Origin of the sequence: Pantoea sp. alder81 (genome assembly GCF_020179835.1) — a bacterium.
Taxonomy (GTDB): Bacteria; Pseudomonadota; Gammaproteobacteria; order Enterobacterales; family Enterobacteriaceae; genus Pantoea.
Map to the genome: position 1 here is coordinate 265287 of NZ_JAIUDA010000006.1, position 20102 is coordinate 285388.

The 20102-nt window shown below is 55.4% G+C and carries 14 protein-coding genes and 3 tRNA genes; 10 read left to right on the forward strand and 7 right to left on the reverse strand.

What is annotated here, in order from left to right; all coding sequences use genetic code 11:
* Positions 1-70: 70 nt before the first annotated feature.
* Genes ptrA through recD form a run of 3 tightly spaced genes read left to right on the forward strand, consistent with a single transcriptional unit; the run spans position 71 to position 8378 of the window.
* Entirely contained in the window at positions 71-2968 is a 2898-nt protein-coding gene (gene ptrA, locus LBW88_RS17665; RefSeq protein WP_224933423.1) for a pitrilysin, read from the forward strand.
* The gene (gene recB / locus LBW88_RS17670) at positions 2965-6510 is read left to right on the forward strand and encodes an exodeoxyribonuclease V subunit beta (protein ID WP_224933422.1); all 3546 of its coding nucleotides are present in this window, start codon (positions 2965-2967) and stop codon (positions 6508-6510) included. Before ptrA ends, recB begins: the two co-directional genes overlap by 4 nt.
* A complete protein-coding gene (gene recD, locus LBW88_RS17675) occupies positions 6507-8378 on the forward strand; it encodes an exodeoxyribonuclease V subunit alpha (RefSeq protein WP_224933421.1) in 1872 nt (623 codons plus the stop codon). The genes recB and recD overlap by 4 nt, the downstream gene beginning before the upstream one ends.
* A 155-nt stretch (positions 8379-8533) precedes the next feature.
* On the opposite strand, the gene argA is transcribed toward recD, so the two are convergent.
* Positions 8534-9862, reverse strand: coding sequence for an amino-acid N-acetyltransferase (gene argA / locus LBW88_RS17680; RefSeq protein ID WP_224933420.1), 1329 nt, complete (start codon positions 9860-9862; stop codon positions 8534-8536).
* Between the two features lie 232 nt (positions 9863-10094).
* Between argA and amiC the strand changes: the two genes are divergently transcribed.
* Positions 10095-11330 carry an N-acetylmuramoyl-L-alanine amidase AmiC gene (gene amiC / locus LBW88_RS17685; RefSeq protein WP_224933419.1) on the forward strand — a complete coding sequence of 412 codons (1236 nt, stop codon included), beginning with the start codon at positions 10095-10097 and terminating at the stop codon, positions 11328-11330.
* An 80-nt stretch (positions 11331-11410) separates the two neighbouring features.
* On the opposite strand, the gene LBW88_RS17690 is transcribed toward amiC, so the two are convergent.
* The 3 genes from LBW88_RS17690 to LBW88_RS17700 form a co-directional block, all read right to left on the reverse strand.
* Positions 11411-11487: transfer RNA gene (locus tag LBW88_RS17690), tRNA-Met, on the reverse strand.
* A gap of 51 nt (positions 11488-11538) precedes the next feature.
* A tRNA-Met gene (locus LBW88_RS17695) sits at positions 11539-11615 on the reverse strand.
* A 52-nt stretch (positions 11616-11667) separates the two neighbouring features.
* Positions 11668-11744: transfer RNA gene (locus tag LBW88_RS17700), tRNA-Met, on the reverse strand.
* Between the two features lie 204 nt (positions 11745-11948).
* Here LBW88_RS17700 and mltA point away from each other — a divergent pair.
* Positions 11949-13097, forward strand: coding sequence for a murein transglycosylase A (gene mltA / locus LBW88_RS17705; protein WP_224933418.1), 1149 nt, complete (start codon positions 11949-11951; stop codon positions 13095-13097).
* A 132-nt stretch (positions 13098-13229) separates the two neighbouring features.
* Entirely contained in the window at positions 13230-14036 is an 807-nt protein-coding gene (tcdA, locus tag LBW88_RS17710) for a tRNA cyclic N6-threonylcarbamoyladenosine(37) synthase TcdA (protein ID WP_224933417.1), read from the forward strand.
* Here tcdA and csdE read toward each other — a convergent pair.
* Together csdE and csdA are read right to left on the reverse strand one after the other, a co-directional pair.
* Entirely contained in the window at positions 14024-14473 is a 450-nt protein-coding gene (gene csdE / locus LBW88_RS17715; RefSeq protein WP_224933416.1) for a cysteine desulfurase sulfur acceptor subunit CsdE, read from the reverse strand. The genes tcdA and csdE overlap by 13 nt on opposite strands.
* A gap of 4 nt (positions 14474-14477) precedes the next feature.
* Entirely contained in the window at positions 14478-15683 is a 1206-nt protein-coding gene (gene csdA, locus LBW88_RS17720) for a cysteine desulfurase CsdA (RefSeq protein ID WP_224933415.1), read from the reverse strand.
* 207 nt (positions 15684-15890) lie between these two features.
* Between csdA and LBW88_RS17725 the strand changes: the two genes are divergently transcribed.
* The 4 genes from LBW88_RS17725 (at position 15891) to rlmM (ending at position 18907) form a co-directional block, all read left to right on the forward strand.
* A complete protein-coding gene (locus LBW88_RS17725; protein ID WP_034823084.1) occupies positions 15891-16115 on the forward strand; it encodes a YgdI/YgdR family lipoprotein in 225 nt (74 codons plus the stop codon).
* A 335-nt stretch (positions 16116-16450) separates the two neighbouring features.
* The gene (locus LBW88_RS17730) at positions 16451-17368 is read left to right on the forward strand and encodes a transcriptional regulator GcvA (protein ID WP_224933414.1); all 918 of its coding nucleotides are present in this window, start codon (positions 16451-16453) and stop codon (positions 17366-17368) included.
* Positions 17369-17418: 50 nt separating this feature from the next.
* The gene (locus LBW88_RS17735; protein WP_034823080.1) at positions 17419-17814 is read left to right on the forward strand and encodes a DUF423 domain-containing protein; all 396 of its coding nucleotides are present in this window, start codon (positions 17419-17421) and stop codon (positions 17812-17814) included.
* Positions 17807-18907, forward strand: a complete 1101-nt coding sequence (gene rlmM, locus LBW88_RS17740) for a 23S rRNA (cytidine(2498)-2'-O)-methyltransferase RlmM (RefSeq protein WP_224933413.1) — start codon at positions 17807-17809, stop codon at positions 18905-18907. Before LBW88_RS17735 ends, rlmM begins: the two co-directional genes overlap by 8 nt.
* A gap of 413 nt (positions 18908-19320) precedes the next feature.
* Here the strand turns inward: rlmM and xni are convergent, their stop codons facing one another.
* Positions 19321-20076, reverse strand: a complete 756-nt coding sequence (gene xni, locus LBW88_RS17745) for a flap endonuclease Xni (RefSeq protein WP_224933412.1) — start codon at positions 20074-20076, stop codon at positions 19321-19323.
* Positions 20077-20102 lie beyond the last annotated feature (26 nt).

Consider the following 20102-nt stretch of genomic DNA (forward strand, 5'->3'; position numbering starts at 1 on the left):
CCAAAAACATAAAAAGTTTTTGCGCCGCTGGGCACACAGCCAGCGGTAAAGGGTAAAGAAAGGGGTTTAAATGCGGATTTACGCACGCTGGATGGGAGCGCTGCTGCTGAGCATGCTGGCGCTGAATGCCTTTGCCGATAGCGATCGCGGCTGGCAGCCCATTAATGAAACGATTCGAAAAAGCGATCACGATCCGCGCAGTTATCAGGCCATCACGCTTAACAACGGTATGACGGTGTTATTGGTGTCTGATAAGGAAGCACCGAAATCACTGGCCGCACTGACGTTGCCCATTGGCTCACTGGACGATCCCAATCAACAGCTTGGGCTGGCACACTACACCGAACATATGGTGTTGATGGGCTCAAAACGTTATCCGCAGCCGGATAACCTGGCCGAGTTTCTGAAAAAGCACGGTGGCAGTCACAATGCCAGCACCGCGTCTTATCGCACCGCTTTCTATCTGGAAGTGGAGAATGATGCGCTGCAACCGGCGGTGGATCGCCTGGCCGATGCCATTGCTGAGCCTTTACTCGATCCGGTCAATGCCGATCGTGAACGTCATGCGGTTAATGCCGAACTGACCATGGCGCGTTCGCGTGATGGGCTGCGTATGGCGCAGGTCGGGGCTGAGACCCTGAATCCCGCGCATCCGGCTTCCCGCTACTCGGGCGGCAACCTCGATACGCTGCGCGATAAGCCCGACAGCAATCTGCATCAGGCGCTGACCGATTTTTATCACAGCCACTACTCCGCCAATCTGATGAAAGCGGTGATTTACAGCAACAAATCGCTGCCGGAAATGGCCGACATTGCGGTCCAGACTTTTGGACGAGTGGCTAACCATCAGGCTATGGTGCCGAAAATTGAAGTGCCGGTGGTGACCGATGCACAAAAAGGCATCATCATTCACTACGTACCGGCCCAGCCGCGTAAACAGCTTAAAGTTGAATTCCGCATCGCCAACAACAGCGACCAGTTCCGCAGCAAAACCGACACGTTAATCAGCTACATCCTGGGCAACCGCAGTAAAAATACCCTTAATGACTGGCTGCAAAAGCAGGGGCTGGCCGATGGCGTGAATGCCGGTGCCGACCCAATGACGGACCGCAACAGCGGCGTGTTTGCCATCACGGTCTCGCTAACTGACAAAGGTTTGGCTCAGCGTGATGAAGTGGTGGCGGCGATCTTTAGCTATCTCGATATGCTGCGTAATAAAGGCATCGATAAGGGCTATTTCGATGAGGTTTCGCATGTGCTGGCGCTGGATTTCCGCTATCCGTCGATCACCCGCGACATGGATTACATTGAATGGTTAGTGGATACCATGCTGCGCGTGCCGGTGGATCACACATTGGATGCACCGTACCTCGCGGATAACTTCGATCCCGCGGCGATCAAATCTCGTCTGGATGAGATGACGCCGCAAAATGCCCGCATCTGGTATATCAGCCCGAATGAGCCGCACAACAAAGAAGCCTACTTTGTGAATGCGCCTTACCAGGTTGATAAGATCAGTGATGCGCAGTTCAGTGACTGGCAGCAGCGAGGCACACAGATTCACCTGTCAATGCCGACGCTGAATCCGTATATCCCTTCCGATTTCTCCATTATCCCGGGTGATGGTAAAACCTATACGCATCCGGTGGAGCTGACCGGTGGCGACAGCATGCGCATTTACTGGATGCCGAGCCAGTTCTACGCCAGCGAACCTAAAGCCGCCATCACCCTGGCGCTGCGTAATAAAGCAGCCATCAATGATGCGCGTCAGCAGGTGCTGTTTGGTCTGAATGATTATCTCTCCAGCGTGGCGCTGGATGAGTTGAACTCGCAGGCATCGGTGGGCGGCATCAGTTTCTCCACCGGTGAGGATGACGGCATCGTGTTCAGCGCCAGTGGTTTTACCCAGCGTCTGCCGGAACTGCTGAAAAAACTGGTTGAGGGCTATGCCAGCTTCCAACCGGATGCACAGCAACTGGAACAGGCAAAATCCTGGTATCTGGATCGACTGGAAGCGGCCGAGAAGGGCAAAGCTTTTGAGCAGGCAATTCAGCCGATGCAGATGTTATCGCAACTGCCATACACCCAGCGTGAAACACGTCGTAAGTTGGTGAAAGACCTGACGCTGAAAGACGTGACGGATTACCGTGATGCGCTATTGCGCAATGCCACGCCGGAAATGATGGTGGTGGGCAACCTCTCTGCCGATCGCGTTAAACAGCTGAGCACAGATTTGCAGCAGCAGTTGCACAGCGATGGTCACAGTTACTGGCATAGCGATTACGTGGTAATCGATAAAGCCATGAAGGCCAACCTGCAAACTGCAGGAAGCAGCACCGATTCTGCACTGGCAGCGCTGTACGTGCCACTGGGTTACGACGAGTATCAAAGCATGGCCAACAGCACCATGTTGAGCCAGATCGTCCAACCCTGGTTTTATAACCAACTGCGCACCCAGGAACAGCTGGGCTATGCGGTGTTCTCGTATCAGATGCCGATTGGCCGCCAGTGGGGAATTGGTTTCCTGCTGCAAAGTAACAGCAAGCAGCCGGCGTATCTGATGCAGCGCTTTGAGGCGTTCTATCCGCAGGCTGAGCAACGCCTGCGTGACATGAAGCCGGAAGATTTTGCCCAGTATCAGCAGGCGCTGATCAACGATTTAAAACAGCGCCCGCAAACCCTGGATGAAGAAGCGAATCGCTATAGCCGTGACTTCAACCGACAGAATTTTGCATTCGATACCCGTGAAAAGGCCATCGAGCAGATTCAGAAACTCACGCCGCAGGGGCTGGCCGATTTCTTCCATAAAGCGGTGCTGGAACAGCAGGGGATGGCGATGATTTCCCAGATTGGCGGCAGCCACGATGGCGCTACCAAAGATGATTACGCGCCTCTGCCTGGCTTCACGACCTGGGATCAGGTGGAGAAGCTACAGCAATCCCTGTCGGTTAAGAGCGACGCGCAATGAGTCTGATCCAGCCGCCAGAACCGCTCAATCCGCTCACGTTGCCGTTGCGTGGAGAGCGGCTGATTGAGGCGTCTGCCGGAACCGGCAAAACCTTCACCATTGGTCTGCTTTATCTGCGGCTGTTATTGGGGCTGGGCGGGCAACATGCTTATACCCGGCCACTTTCAGTCGAAGAAATTCTGGTGGTGACCTTTACCGAGGCAGCCACCGCAGAGCTGCGCGGACGTATCCGCGCCAATATTCATGAGCTGCGGCTGGCCTGCATTCGCGGCACCAGCCGCAATCCCATGCTGAAGCAATTGCTACAGGAGATGCCGCATCCTGGTGAGGCGGCATCGCTGCTGCTGGCGGCAGAGCGACAGATGGATGAAGCGGCGATCTTTACCATCCACGGCTTCTGTCAGCGCATGCTCAATCTCAACGCCTTTGAATCAGGCATGCTATTTGAACAGCAACTGATTGAAGATGAACATCAGTTGCTGCGTCAGGCGACCGCTGATTTTTGGCGTCGTCACTGTTATCCCCTCTCGCTGGACATCGCCCGCGTGATTGTCAGCGAGTGGAGTGGACCAGAGCAGTTGCTGGCCACCCTGCGGCCGTGGCTGCAGGGTGAATCCCCCAACCTGCGTTTGCCGCCCGCTGACGACGAAACACTGACGACGCGCCACAACGAAAACCTGGCGCGTATCAACGCGATCAAAGCCGAATGGTGCGCAGTGGGTGAAGAGGTGCTGACGCTGGTAGGTCAGTCCGACGTGGACAAACGTAGCTACAGCAGTAAAAACCTCCCGGTGTGGGTGAATAAGGTCAGTCTTTGGGCACAGAGTGAAACTCAGGATTATCAGGTTCCCGCAGAGCTGGCGCGTTTTGGTCAACAGGTGCTGGAAGAGAAAACCAAAAAAGGGAATCCTCCGCACCATGCCCTGTTTGCGGCCATTGACTCGTTCCTGGCTCAGCCGATTTCACTGCGCGATTTGGTGATTGCGCGCGCGCTGGTGGACGTTCGTGCTGCCGTGCGTAAAGAGAAACGCCAGCAGGCGCTGCTGGGTTTTGATGATCTCCTGAGCCGACTGGACGATGCCCTGCAGCAGCCTGCAGGGGAAATGCTGGCGCAGGCGATTCGTCAGCGTTTCCCGGTGGCGTTAATCGATGAGTTCCAGGATACCGATCCGCAGCAATACCGAATTTTCCGCACGCTCTACGGCAATCAGCCTGACCATGCATTGCTGTTGATTGGCGATCCCAAGCAGGCGATCTACGCCTTTCGTGGCGCTGACATTTTTACCTATATCCGCGCGCGCAATGAAGTGAGTGCGCATTACACCCTCGATACCAACTGGCGCTCTTCGCCAGCGATGGTGGAGAGTGTCAATCAGCTGTTTAGTCGGCTCGATGCACCTTTTGTCTTTGATGCCATCCCTTTCTTGCCGGTGCACTTCGCTGAGCCGAATCAGACGTTGTCTCTCACCCTCGATCAGCAGGAGCAGGCGGCATTACGTTTCTGGCTGCTGCCGGGCGACGGGTGCAGCGTCGGCGATTATCAGCAGGCGTTAGCGCGACAGTGTGCCGCTGATATCAGCCACTGGTTACAGGCGGGTCAGCAACAGCGTGCGCTGCTGGGTAGAGCGGCCGCGCAACGCCCGGTGCAGGCATCGGATATCACGGTGCTGGTGCGTAGCCGTAACGAAGCCAATCTGATCCGTGAAGCACTTAACCAGCTTGGCATTCCCTCGGTTTATTTATCGAACCGCGACAGCGTCTACACCACGCCAGAAGCGCGCGAGTTGCTGTGGTTATTGCAAGCGGTACTGGCACCTGAGCAGGAGCGCATGCTGCGTACGGCGCTGGCTACCTCGCTGTTTGCCTTTGATGCGGCACAGCTGGATGCTCTGGATCAGGATGCACGCGGCTGGGATGAGCTGGTAGACACCTTTGCCCGCTGGCAATTATTGTGGCAGCAGCGAGGTGTATTACCGATGCTGCGCCAGCTGATTCAGGAACGCCAACTGGCGGAAAACCTGCTCGCCTCAGAAAATGGGGAACGCCGCCTGACCGATTTGCTGCATCTGGGTGAACTGATGCAGGAAGCGGCGGCGCAGCTCGACAGCCCGCACGCGCTGGTGCGCTATCTGGCGCAGCAGATTGCCAGCCCGGATAGTCAGTCGTCCAGCCAACAGTTGCGTCTGGAAAGCGATCGCCATTTGGTGCAAATCGTCACCATCCACAAGTCCAAAGGGCTGCAATATCCACTGGTATGGCTGCCGTTCGCTGCCGGATTCCGCGAGGCGGATACGGCGCTGTATCACGATCGTGACAACTTTGAGGCGGTGCTGGATCTGCAGGCCGATGACGCGAGTCTGGCGATGGCCGAGCAGGAGCGTTTAGCCGAAGATTTACGCCTGCTGTACGTGGCGCTCACTCGTTCGGTGTATCACTGCAGCGTAGGTGTGGCACCGCTGTTTCGCGGCACGCGCAAAAAAGAGGGCGAGAGCGATCTGCATAAAAGCGCTCTGGGCCATCTTCTGCAGCGCGGGGAACCGGCGACAGCGGAACAGCTGGCGGCTTTGCTCAATCAGGTCACTGTTGCGGGTACCGAAGTGATGCGCGTACAGGATCTGGATGCCGAACGCTGGCAAGCGCCTGATGCGCCTCATGACGCGCTGGCTGCCCGCACCGTGAGCCGCACGCTGGTCGAGCCCTGGCGTGTCACCAGCTACTCCGGTTTGCAGCAACACGGCAGCCAGCGGCTGCTGGATGTGATGCCGAGTTTTGACCTGGAAGCTGCGGGCGAAGAACAGCAGGAAGAGTTCGCTGAAGCCGCACTCACGCCGCACCATTTCCCGCGCGGTGCCGCGCCGGGAACGTTTCTGCATGAACTGTTCGAATCTCTCGATTTCCCTCAGCCCCCCACGGGGGCATTGCTGGAGCAACATCTGCAGCAGAATGGCTATCCGTTGCACTGGCAGCCGATGCTGACGGATTGGATTGCACGCGTGGTGAGCACGCCGCTCAACGATCAGGGGATACAGCTGGGTAAAGTGCAGGCCAGCGATCGACTGGTGGAGATGGGCTTCTATTTGCCGATTGACGGCTTGCTGACCGCCAATGCTCTGGATGCGCTGATCCGTCAGGATGCTTTATCGTCCGATGCGCCGCCGCTCGATTTCCGTCAGGTGCAGGGCATGCTAAAAGGCTTTATCGATTTGGTGTTCCGCTGGCAGGGCAAATATTACCTGCTGGATTATAAATCCAACTGGCTCGGTGACAGCCACGAAGCTTATACGCCAGCGGCGATGAAACAGGCGATGATCGACCACCGCTATGATCTGCAATATCAGCTCTACACCCTGGCGCTGCATCGCTATCTGCAACATCGCCTGACAGATTATGATTACGAGCAGCACTTCGGTGGCGTGTTTTATCTGTTCCTGCGTGGCATGGATGGCACTTCACCGGCCAACGGTGTGTTCCACACACGGCCCACTCTGGAATTTGTTTCACAACTGGATAGCCTGTTTCGCGGGCAGGGAGCCTCGGCATGAGTGGCATTACAGCGCTACTACAACAGGCGGTTGAGCTGCGTTTGCTGCGCTCATTGGATGTTCAGTTCGCCCTGTTGCTGGCGGATGACACGCAGCCTGCGCGCCTCCTTGCAGCTGCTTTTCTCAGCGCGGAAGCGGGTGAAGGGCACGTCTGTTTACCGCTGTCACAGCTGAGCCGTGAAGGGTTATTCAATGGCCGCTATCCTGAACTGGCGCAGGCTATCTGGCTGGCGGCGGGTGAACCGCAGGACTGGATGCACGTGATGGCTGGCTGGCCTGCTCTGATTAACAGCAACAGCAACAGCAGCGAGAAGGTAGCACCGATAGTTCTTAGCGATGGGCGTCTTTATCTGCATCGTCTCTGGCACAATGAAGGGCAGGTGGCACATTTCTTTCAGGCGCAGTCTGCAACTCAGCAATTTGCCAGTGAAACAGTGCGCGAAGTGCTGGATAACCTATTTGGTACTGAACCGGATAACTGGCAAAAAATCGCGGCGGCGGTGGCGCTAACGCAGAAAACAGCAGTCATTTCCGGCGGTCCAGGCACCGGGAAAACCACCACGGTGGCAAAACTATTGGCGGCCTTGATTCGCCTGAGTCATGGCACGCTGCGCATTCAGCTGGCAGCACCGACCGGCAAAGCGGCGGCGCGTTTAACCGAATCGCTCGGCAAGGCGCTACAAAAACTGCCGGTCAGCGACACTGAACGCCAGCGTTTCCCGGCGGAGGCCACCACGCTGCACCGTTTGCTCGGTGCACAGCCAGAAACCCAGCGCCTGCGCTACCACGCCGGTAACTTACTGCACCTGGATGTGCTGGTGGTGGATGAAGCCTCAATGGTCGATCTCGGCATGATGGCCAACCTGATCGCCGCATTGCCGCCTCAGGCGCGCGTGATTTTTCTCGGTGACCGCGATCAACTGGCCTCAGTAGAAGCCGGTGCGGTACTGGGCGATATTTGTCGCTGCGCAGAAGCGGGATACAGCGTCGCGCGTGCAGCACAGTTGAGTGCATTAACCGGTTGCCAGGTTAAAGGCCATGATGATGCCAGCGCGCCTGCCGTGCGCGATGCCATTTGCTTACTGCGCAAGAGTTACCGCTTCGATGCAAACTCGGGCATCGGCAAGCTGGCGGCTGCGGTCAATGCAGGCGAGCCAAAGGCAGTCGAGGCGGCATTTAACGCGGGCTTTAGTGATATTTCTCGCCAGCCACTCAATGATGGCGAGGCGTATCAGGCAATGCTGACTGAGATCGCAGAAGGCTATCGTCCGTTTCTACGGCTGGTGAACCAGCGTGCACAGCCTGCAGAGATCCTTGCTGCCTTTGGGCGTTATCAGTTGCTGTGTGCATTGCGCGAAGGGCCGTTCGGCGTGCAGGGATTAAATCAGCGTATTGAGCAAAAACTGATGCAGCTGCAGCTGATACGTCGTCCGCAGGGCGGCAGCCGCTGGTATCAGGGCCGCCCGGTGATGGTGACACGCAATGACAGCGCGCTCGGGCTATTTAACGGCGATATCGGCATTACTTTGTTTGATGACGAAGGGCTGCTGAAAGTTTTCTTCCCGTTGCCAGATGGCAGCATCAAAGCCGTACAGCCGAGCCGGCTACCGGCGCATGATACGGCATGGGCGATGACGGTGCATAAATCGCAGGGATCGGAGTTCGATCATACGGCGCTGGTGATGCCGGCACAGTTTTTACCGGTGCTTACCCGCGAACTGATTTACACCGCCATTACGCGAGCGCGAAAACAATTAACCCTGTACAGCGATGAAGGCGTTTTTCGCCGTGCGGTGCAATTACGCACGCAGCGCCGCAGTGGATTGCTGGATCGGTTGGGCGGGGAAGTCATTCTGAGCGAGAGTTGAGGTCGGTAAAGAAACCGACCTCAGGTCAATGCAGATGTTTTATTGGATGCGCGTGGATGCGCATCCTAACAACGTTATCAGTCAAATACGTTGGGCAATTCCAGGCCATTTAGCGCGGCCTGACATTCGCTGCTCTTCTGCCGCATTCACCGCCGTTAGCGCAAATCCGCCATCAGCACTTTAGAACGGCGCTGATAGTTATACATCTGCTTCTTACTCTCCGGCAGTGACTCAATATCCACCGGCGTAAAGCCACGTTCCTGGAACCAGTGAATGCTGCGGGTGGTCAGTACGAACAGCTTCTTCAGCCCCATTTGGCGTGCCTGCAGCGCCACGCGCTCCAGCAGCAACTCGCCGCGTGAGGAACTGCGGTAGTCAGGATGCACCGCCACGCAGGCCATTTCCCCAATCTGCTCATCCGGGAAAGGATAGAGGGCTGCACAGGCGATGGTCAGGCTATCACGCTGAATAATGGTGAATTTGTCGATCTCCATTTCCAGCTGCTCACGTGAACGACGCACCAGAATGCCTTGCTGCTCCAGCGGGCGAATCAGTTCGAGAATGCCGCCAATATCGTTGATGGTGGCGCGACGAATCTGCTCAGCGGACTCCATCACGATCTGGGTACCAATACCGTCACGCGAGAACAGCTCCTGAATCAGCGCGCCATCTTCCTGATAGCTAATCAGGTGGCTACGACGCACGCCGCTGCGGCAGGCTTTCACCGCACCACGCAGGAAACGCACGGTGCCCGACAGGAAATCGCCGTCGTTTTCCATCTCATCGATACGCGTCTGCGCTTCGTTGGGGAACAGCTCAGAGATAATGGTGCCTTCGCGGTTGGTGACACCTTGTTCGGAGCAGAAGCCAATCATTTTCTCGGCTTTCAGCTTGATCGCCAACTGCGTGGCCACTTCTTCTGACGTCAGGTTAAAACTTTCACCGGTCACTGACACCGCGACCGGGCCGAGCAGCACAATGGCATCATTATCCAGCTGACGATGGATCGCTTCTTCATCTATGCGACGAATACGGCCGCTGTGGCAGTAGTCCACACCATCGTCGACGCCCAGCGGTTGGGCAATAATAAAGTTGCCGCTCACCACGTTGATGTGCGCGCCCTGCAGCGGGGTGTTATTCAGGCTCATCGACAGACGTGCGGTGATATCCAGCTGCAAACGGCCGGCGGCCTGCTTCACCAGTTCCAGTGATTGGGCATCGGTAACGCGCGTATGTTTATGGTAAATCGGTTCCAGCTGTTGCTGGGCCATGCTGGCATCGATCTGCGGACGGGCGCCGTAAACAACCACCAGGCGAATGCCAAGACTATGCAACAATCCGATGTCATTAACGATGCTGGAGAAGTTCTCATGCTCGATGGCTTCACCGCCCAGCATGATGACAAAGGTCTTGTCACGGTGGGCATTTATATAGGGAACGGTATGGCGAAAACCCTGAACCAGTTCAGTACTACGTTCCTTCACGGCAAACCCTCTGTGAATGTTTATTCGTAATTTGTGTATTTTTATGCTCTTTTGGCCGCTATTGCAAGCGCCGGGCCTGACGTTACTTTACGATTTTCCTGATGCAACCCTCGCTAACAGCCTGCATTATCTGGTTTTTCTGGCAAAACACGATACGGCTTGCTAAGCAAAGTTTTCGCCTTCCACTCGTCGATTGACGATATTTTAGACATTACACAGCAGTTGGAGCGGCATGTCCGAAGCTTTTACACGACGACGATTATTACAGGGTGCGGGTGCGTTAGTCCTCCTGAGCGTAACGCGAACCGGACTGGCAGCCAGCCAGCATATTGTGGCGGTGCGCATCTGGCCCTCATCGACTTACTCCCGCGTAACGCTGGAGTCGAATGTTCCCCTCAAATATAAACAGTTCGCCCTGAGCAACCCCGACCGCCTGGTGATCGATATTGAGAACCTGCATATCAATCCGGTCCTGAAAGGGGTGGATAAGCAGGTACGCGTTGACGATCCCTTTATTAAAACTGCGCGTGTTGGCCAGTTTGATGCCAATACGGTGCGCGTGGTACTGGAACTGAAGCGCAACGTCGCGCCGAAGATCTTCACACTGGCACCCGTGGCGGGCATCAAACATCGCTTAGTGGTCGATCTCTATCCGAGCCAGCCCTCGCGGGAAGAGGATCCGCTACTGGCGTTACTGAACGATTACAACCAGGGCGACCTGGAGCGCGATCAACCGGCGCAAGCCCCTTTACCGGGCAAAGCGGGGCGCGATCGCCCGATTATCATCATGATCGATCCTGGTCACGGCGGCGAAGATCCCGGTGCACACGGTAAATATAAGACGCGAGAGAAGGACATCGTGTTGAAGATTGGCCGCTACCTGAAGGCGCTGATCGACAAAGAGCGCAACATGAAAGCCTATATGACGCGCAACGAGGATGTGTTTATCCCGCTGCGCGTGCGGGTGGCAAAAGCGCGTAAGCAGCGTGCCGATCTGTTTGTCTCGATTCACGCCGATGCCTTTACCAGCCGTGCGGCGCGCGGTTCGTCGGTGTTTGCGCTCTCGACCAGCGGCGCAACCTCAACCGCAGCTCGCTTCCTGGCGCAGACTCAGAACGAATCGGATTTGATTGGAGGCGTCAGCATGAGTGGCGACCGCTATCTGGATCACACCATGTTCGACATGGTGCAGCGGCAGACCATCAGCGACAGCCTGAAATTTGGCAAAGAAGTGTTATCGCGCATGGGCCACATCAATCACCTGCATAAACGTACGGTGGACCAGGCGGGTTTTGCGGTGCTAAAAGCCCCGGATATTCCATCGATTCTGGTGGAAACGGCGTTTATCAGTAATGTGGAGGAGGAGCGTAAGCTGCGCACGCCGCGTTATCAGCATCAGGTGGCTGAGGCGATTCTGCATGGGATTAAAGCGTATTTCGATAAAGGTGCGGTGCTGGCGCGTCGCTAAGAGGAGGGCGGCCACAGTGCCGCTTTATTTTACTGGAGGCAAAAAACAAAAAAACACCCGTTAAGGTGCTTATCTGTAATTGGTTGCGGGGGCCGGATTCGAACCGACGACCTTCGGGTTATGAGCCCGACGAGCTACCAGGCTGCTCCACCCCGCGTCCGTCTGCCGCATTAAGCGACTTTTCACATTGTATTCTTCTTAAGACAATTGGTTGCGGGGGCCGGATTCGAACCGACGACCTTCGGGTTATGAGCCCGACGAGCTACCAGGCTGCTCCACCCCGCGTCCGTCTGACGCGTTACACGACTTTCAAATTGTCTCTTCACTTAAGAAGAATTGGTTGCGGGGGCCGGATTCGAACCGACGACCTTCGGGTTATGAGCCCGACGAGCTACCAGGCTGCTCCACCCCGCGTCCGTGGATGCGCACTATACTCTGGACGCGCTGCGATGCAACCCCTTTTTGTGTTAAAGCCTTAAATTTACAGCCAGTTGGTGAATAATAGTGCCATTGGGCGATTAATTGTACAGATGTGAGCGCGGTAGCCCGAGGCGGATTTCATTCTCTCTGCCCCTTTGCTATCGTCGCGGTGCAAACAACCGAGAAAAAGAGAAAGTGATGAAAGGATATTGGGCGAAGTATGCACTTACTGGCGCGTTTCTCGCGCTGTTAGCGGGTTGTAGTTCGAAACCGACTGACCGAGGTCAGCAATATATAGATGGCAAGCTTGAGCAACCGCTCGGGCTGGTCAATGAACCGAATGCTAAAGGGCGTCCCGTTAACGGCCGCGATTTTGGCGTGCAGGTGCAACAGATTCAGGGTGCTTCATCCGGATTGTATAGCCGCAACACCGGGACTTACAGCGCCATCCAGAACTGGCTACTCTCCGGTGCCGATACTCGTCAGCTGAGTCAGTTCGGCCTTAACGCTTATCAGATGGAAGGCACCGATAATTACGGTAACGTGCAGTTTACCGGCTATTACACACCCGTGGTGGAAGCTCGCTATACCCGCCAGGGCGAGTTCCAGTATCCGATTTACCGCATGCCGCCGCGCACGCGCGGTCAGAAACTGCCGAGCCGTGCTTCTATATATAGTGGCGGACTCGACGATCGTTACGTGATTGCCTGGAGCAACTCGTTGATCGACAACTTTATGATGGACGTGCAGGGCAGCGGCTACGTTGATTTCGGTGACGGCCGCCCGATGCGCTTCTTTGGTTACGGCGGCAAGAATGGCTGGGCCTACCACAGTATTGGTAAAGAACTGATCGATCGTGGCGAAGTGAAGCGCGAAGATATGTCGATGCAGGCGATCCGTCAGTGGGCGCAGGAGCATTCGCCGGAGCAGGTACGTAATGTACTGGAGACCAACCAATCCTTCGTGTTCTTTAAGCCGGAAGAGTATGTGCCGGTGCGCGGTGCCAGCGCGGTGCCTTTGATTGCCAAGGCGTCTGTCGCATCCGATCGTTCATTGATTCCCGCAGGCACGGCGCTGTTAGCCGAAGTGCCACAGTTGAACGAGAAGGGCAAATTTAACGGCAAGTATGAGATGCGCCTGATGGTAGCGCTGGATGTTGGCGGCGCGATTAAAGGCCAGCACTTCGACATCTATCAAGGTGTGGGGCCCGATGCCGCGCACCTGGCCGGATTCTATAACCACTATGGCCGTGTTTGGGTGCTGAAAGCCGCGCCGGGTGCTGGGCAGCCGCTGTTCAGTAATCCGCAAAATGGCAATAATGGTTCACTGATTATCGGGGCGAATTGATATTCTTCCCTGCGGTAAATCAGCCGGATGATTCAGCTGATTTGCCATGGGTCGCCAGTCATCGCGATCCAATACGTCCATCACTGTTTCTGTAGGGTGCGCATTTATGCGCACCGCATCAAAAGGTTTGATATGAAAGTAGTCAGCGATGCCTGGCGGCAACGTTTTGGCGGTACGGCACGTCTGTATGGGGAAGAGGCACTGCAACGTTTTGCCGACGCCCATTTTTGTGTGATTGGTATTGGCGGCGTCGGTTCGTGGTCCGCTGAAGCGTTAGCGCGCACCGGGATTGGCAAAATCACGCTGATCGATATGGACGACGTCTGTATTACCAATACCAATCGCCAGATCCATGCCCTGCAAGGCAAAGTGGGACAGGCGAAAACCGAGGTGATGGCGGAGCGTATTCGCGCTATCAATCCGGAGTGCGAAGTGATCTGCATTGATGATTTCATCACGCCGGATAACACCGCTGAAATGCTGTCAGCCGGTTTTGATTACGTGATTGATGCGATTGACAGTGTGCGTCCTAAAGCGTCGCTGATTGCGTGGTGTCGTCGTAACAAGATCCCGCTGATCACCACCGGCGGCGCGGGCGGGCAAATCGATCCGACGCAGATTCAGGTCAGCGATTTAGCCAAAACTATTCAGGATCCGCTGGCGGCAAAACTGCGTGAGCGCCTGAAGAGTGATTTTGGTGTCATCAAGAACAGCAAAGGCAAGTTAGGGATTGATTGCGTGTTTTCCACCGAGGCGCTGGTGTATCCGCAGCTGGATGGCAGTGTTTGTACGTCCAAAAGCACCGCTGAAGGCCCGAAACGTATGGATTGTGCGGCGGGCTTCGGGGCGGCCACCATGGTGACCGCCACCTTTGGTTTTATCGCGGTGTCGCATGCATTGAAGAAATTCCTCGCACGCGCGGCGCGTCAGGCTGCTTGATGCGCCTGTGCCGCACGTTGCACTGCATCTGCCAACGCTTTTAAGCCACTGCTGCGTGAGGCGCTAAGCTGCGCACGCAGGCCTAAGGTATCAAACAACGCCAGCGGATCTTGTGCTAACAGATCGGCTGGCGTTTTGCTTTCCACCGCCGTCAGCAGCACTGCCAGCAAACCGCGCACGATGCGGCCTTCGCTGTCACCGTAAAAGTGCAGCGTGCCATTTGGCAGCAGCTGGCTGCTCAGCCAGACACGATTCTCGCAACCGCTCAGCTCGATCTCTGCCGTCTTCACCTCATCTTCCAGAGCAGGCAGCTGGCGGCTGAGTTGGATCAGCTGGCGATAACGATCCTCCCACTGATGAAAATGAGTAAATTTTTCGGTCAGGCTGGCTTCAGTAATCACATCGCCAAACGGATGCGGGCCGATCAGGGTGGTCATAGGGTTATTCACTCAACAGGTCTACGGCATGATGCATGGCGCGCACCAGCGCATCCACGTCCTGCAAATTATTATAGGGGGCGAACGACACACGCAAGGTGCCGCTGACACCCAGTGCCGCCATTAATGGCTGGGCACAATGCTGTCCGGCGCGCAGTGCGATGTCTTGTTCTGCCAGCAGCGTGACAATATCGCTGTGGTGAATACCCGCGATATCAAACGCCAGCAGACTGGCATTGCCACAACGAAAACTGCGGAAGCCAGGAATTTCGCTTAATTGCTCTTCGGCCAGGCTGGCCAGTTGCTGGCTCCACATCTCGGCTTTTTCTGCGTGATGATGCGATAGCCACTCCAGCGCGGCGCCCAGGCCCACCACGCCCGCAACATTAGGCGTGCCGGCTTCAAATCGCCACGGCACTGCCTGCTGCGTGTAGCCATCAAAGTCGACGTGCGATAACATCTTGCCGCCGCCTTGCCACGCATCCATCTCTTCCAGCAGCTCGGCTTTACCATACAGCGCGCCGATGCCCATCGGGCCATACAGCTTGTGTGCGGAGAAGGCGTAAAAGTCGATATCCAGCGCCTGAACATTGGGAGGCGCATGCACCACACCTTGTGCGCCATCTACCATTACCTTTGCGCCAACATGGTGTGCCAGTGCAATCGCCTGCGCCAGATCCGGACAGCCACCGGTGACATTCGACATCTGCCCAATTGCGAGCAACTTAGTGCGTGCGTTGAGTAAATCAGGCAGTAAACGCATATCGGGCAGACGATCCGCGCCAATCGGCCATTTCACTACTTTCGCACCTGCGGCTTTCGCCACCATCAACCACGGCACCAGATTGGCGTGATGCTCGGCTTCGCTCACCACGATTTCATCGCCGGGTTGTAGGCGAGGAGCCAGCCAGCTGTTAGCCACCAGATTGATGGCTTCTGTGGTTCCACGCGTCCAGACAATCTGACGGTCATCGCCGGCATGAAGCCATCCAGCAACCCGGCCACGCGCCTGCTCATACTGCTCCGTCAGCGCGCGTGCCGCTTTGAACTGGCTGCGATGCACGGTTCCTGCACTCAAGCTGTAAAACTGCGCCGTAGCATCAATCACCGCCTGAGGCTTCAGCGTAGTGGCTGCGCTATCGAGATATACGCCCGCATCGCTTAACGCAGGAAACTGCGCACGGAAGGCAGTTGGGGAGAAGATGGTCATACGAAACCCACTGTATTCAATTTTAGGACCAGGCTGAAACCCGGCCGGTTGGCTGGCAAAGCTGGAAAAGCGCGTTATGCTAATTATTGCAAGGTTTGAACCGAAACCCGCATAACGAATCGACCTTAACCAGTCGATTTCACTTTTTGCTGCCTCTGGTCAGCGTTGCGGGTGGTTTAATGCAATCAATCTGCAAGGAGATAGAAGATGAAAAAACTCGCCGCAGTGCTGGCCGTCTGTACCATGGCCTTTACCCTGGCTGCTTGTTCCAGCAATTATGTCATGCATACCAATGATGGTCGCACCATTGTAGCGGACGGGAAACCGAAAGTTGACGATGAAACCGGTATGATCAGCTATAAAGATGCCAATGGCAACGAGCAGCAGATCAATCGTACGGATGTGAAAGAGATGGTTGAGATGGGTCAGTAAGCAGCAAGCAAAAAAAAGCACCGCAATTTGCGGTGCTACTTAAAATCACTTGGACAGACAGGGTAAATCTACAGGAATTAAAAGCTTGATCTGCAATCGTCAGATCAAAATGCAAACACAACATCACGACCACAAGCCAAAAGCTCTCCAAAAGTCTGCGATCTCTCGCACGTTTCCAGAAATCTTTTCGTTCCGGCTCAGGAAGTGCGGCAACTATAGGTATTTGCTGGAGCTTCCTCAACGGACAAATTATAATGTCTCGGATTAAAATAACTAATACGTAACGACCTTGTATAAGTTGGACTGTTACCTTGTGAATCCGCAGATGGAAAACCATGTCAAAACGCCTTCCACCGCTTAATGCTTTACGCGTCTTCGATGCTGCAGCCCGCCATTTAAGCTTTACTAAAGCCGCTGAAGAGCTGTTTGTCACCCAGGCAGCTGTTAGCCACCAGATTAAATCTCTGGAAGATTTCCTCGGTCTTAAGCTATTTCGACGGAGGAATCGTTCGCTTTTACTGACAGAAGAAGGTCAAAGCTACTATCTGGATATCAAAGAGATCTTCTCTGCTATCAATGATGCAACGCGTAAACTCCAGGCGCGCAGCGCGAAGGGTGCTTTAACCGTCAGCCTGCTGCCCAGTTTTGCCATTCAGTGGCTGGTGCCACGTCTATCCAGCTTTAATATGGCTTATCCGGGCATTGATGTGCGCATCCAGGCGGTCGACCGTGATGAAGAGAAACTGGCCGATGATGTCGACGTGGCGATTTTCTATGGTCGCGGCAACTGGCCAGGTTTGCGCGTTGAGAAACTGTACGCCGAATATTTGCTGCCGGTCTGCTCGCCAATGTGCCTGACTGGCGACAATCCGCTCAAGACACCAGCCGATCTTGCGCACTTTACGCTGCTGCATGATGCTTCGCGCCGCGACTGGCAATCCTATATTCGTCAGTTAGGATTGCAGCACATAAATGTGCAGCAGGGGCCGATTTTCAGCCACAGCGCGATGGTGCTGCAGGCGGCGATTCACGGACAGGGCGTGGCGCTGGCCAATAATGTGATGGCGCAGAGTGAAATTGAAGCCGGACGGCTGGTCTGTCCATTTAATGACGTGTTAGTCAGTAAAAACGCTTTTTATCTGGTTTGTCATGACAGCCAGGCAGAACTGGGTAAAATAGCCGCCTTTCGTCAGTGGATCCTGGAAAAAGCCGCAGCTGAACAAGAAAAATTCCGCTTTCGCTACGATCACTAATGCGTTGAATGCTGCACAGTGATGTACAGTTTCATCTTGAGGAAGAAAGAATGTCCAGTCGTGCCATGTTTGTGTTTGCCGCCATTAGCGGATTCCTGCTGGTGGCATTTGGTGCTTTTGGAGCACATGTGCTGAGCAAATCGCTCGGCCCGGCCGAAATGGCGTGGATCCATACCGGTCTGGAATATCAGGCCTATCACACATTGGCGGTGATTGGTCTGGGTGCGGCGATGCTGCGTCGCGCCAATATCTGGTTTTACTGGAGCAGCGCCGCGCTGGCGCTCGGCACCGTGTTGTTCAGTGGCAGCCTATATTGCTTAGCGCTGTCGCACTTAAAGTTTTGGGTTTTTGTTACGCCAGTAGGAGGATTGTTCTTCCTGATTGGCTGGTTCTTGATGTTGATTGGCGCATTGCGTCTTAAACGAAAGGCGGATCGCCATGAATAAAGTTTTGCTCTATTGCCGTCCTGGCTTCGAGAAAGAGTGCGCGGCAGAAATCAGTGCCAAAGCCGCAGAGCGTGAGGTTTACGGTTTTGCGCGCGTTAAAGATGATTCCGGCTACGTGCTTTATGAGTGCTATCAGCAGGAAGATGCTGAAAAGCTGATTCAAACGCTGCCGTTTGCCGAGCTGATCTTTGCACGTCAGATGCTGGTGGTGGGTGAACTGCTGCGCGACTTGCCGCCAGAAGATCGTATTACCCCGATTGTCGGCATGTTAACCGGTGTGGTGGAGAAGGGCGGTGAGCTGCGTGTTGAAGTGCCGGATACCAATGAAGCGAAAGAACTGACCAAGTTCTGCCGTAAGTTAACCGTGCCGCTGCGTGCCAGCCTGCGTGAGAGCAAAATTCTGCTCAACTACGAATCACCGAAACGTCCGGTGGTGCATGTGTTCTTTATTGCACCCGGTACCTGCTATGTTGGTTATTCGTTGCCAGAGAACAACTCACCGTTCTATATGGGTATCCCGCGCCTCAAGTTCCCGTCGGATGCGCCAAGCCGTTCAACGCTGAAGCTGGAAGAGGCGTTTCACGTCTTCATCCCGGCTGATGAGTGGGATGAACGTTTGGGCAGCGGCATGTATGCCGTGGATCTGGGAGCCTGCCCTGGCGGCTGGACCTATCAGCTGGTCAAGCGCAGCATGTGGGTGTTCGCCGTAGATAACGGTCCGATGGCGCCAAGCCTGATGGATACCGGGCAAGTCACGCACTGTCGTGAAGACGGTTTCAAATACCGCCCGTCGCGCAGTAACATCAGCTGGCTGGTGTGTGACATGGTGGAAAAACCGGTGCGTGTGGCCAGTTTGATGACGGAGTGGCTGGTTAACGGCTGGTGCCGTGAGGCGATCTTCAACCTCAAACTGCCAATGAAAAAGCGTTATGAAGAAGTGACGCAAAATCTGGCTATGATCGATGAGGCGTTGAAAGAAAAGGGCATCAATGCCCAGATCCAGGCACGCCAGCTGTATCACGACCGGGAAGAGATTACCGTGCATGTGCGCCGGCTTTGGGCGGCTGTGGGCGGCCGTCGCGACGAACGCTAATCCTGCTTCATACTTTGCACTACAGCCGCGTTGGCTGCGCTTGCTCGCCCCGGTCACATACTGATGTATGGTCCCGGGGACTCACGCACTTGCCGATCCTGCTTCATACTTTGCACTACAGCAGCGTTGGCTGCGCTTGTTCGCCCCGGTCACATACTGACGTATGGTCCCGGGGACTCACGCACTTGCCGATCCTGCTTCATACTTTGCACTACAGCAGCGTTGGCTGCGCTTGTTCGCCCCGGTCACATACTGACGTATGCTCCCGGGGACTCTCGCGCTTGCCGCCTTGCTGTAGCACAAATTATTTCGCAGGATCTCTCGAGTTATACTCATAGCAGAACAATTTTTTGCACCTACCACCTATCAAGATATTCGCGTGTTTATGTGGCAGAGGGTGCTGCACCTGCCATTCACGGCTTATACCGCAACGTATTTAAATTCCCCTGCAGGACCAAATCGCGTTTTAACGTTGAGACCTGGCGGCAAATCTCAGCTATCTGCTGGTGATCGCGCAGTTTCTTTTGCCACTTTTCCGGGACCTGGTCGAACTGCTGATACAGGGCTTCCAGGGTGCCGAACTGCGTGAGTAAATCGCGGGCGCTTTTGGGGCCGATGCCGGTAACACCGGGGATTTTGCTGCTGCTAATGCCGCACAGCCCCCAGTAATCGGGTAATTGTGCGGGCGTGACGCCAAATTCATGCTCAATAAAGGGCACGTCCAGCCAGCGTTTCTGGAAATAATCGCGGATGCGGATATTGGGTGCCAGCAACTGGCAATAGCCTTTGTCGGTGGAGACGATCGTCGCCTGATGTCCGGCATCGGCCATTTTCACTGCCAGCGTGGCGGCAAGATCGTCGGCTTCATCCAAATCAGCGACCCAGCAAGGCACGCCGATAGCCTCAAAGGCCTGCTGGATAACGGGCATCTCCATTTGCAAATCATCCGGCATTGGTGGGCGGCCCGCTTTGTAATCGGGCAGTAGCTGATGTCGCCAGCCAGGGTGACGATCGTGGCTATCGAATACCGCCACGACGTGCGTCGGTTGCGTGTGGCCTAATAGCTGATGCAGCGCGGCGACGCAGGCTTCGCGGCAGGGTGTGCCTTGAACGGCATGCAAACGGCGGATCAGGTTCAGCGCATCAATAATCAGAAGATGAAACGACATAGTGATAGCGGCAGCCCGCAGGCTGC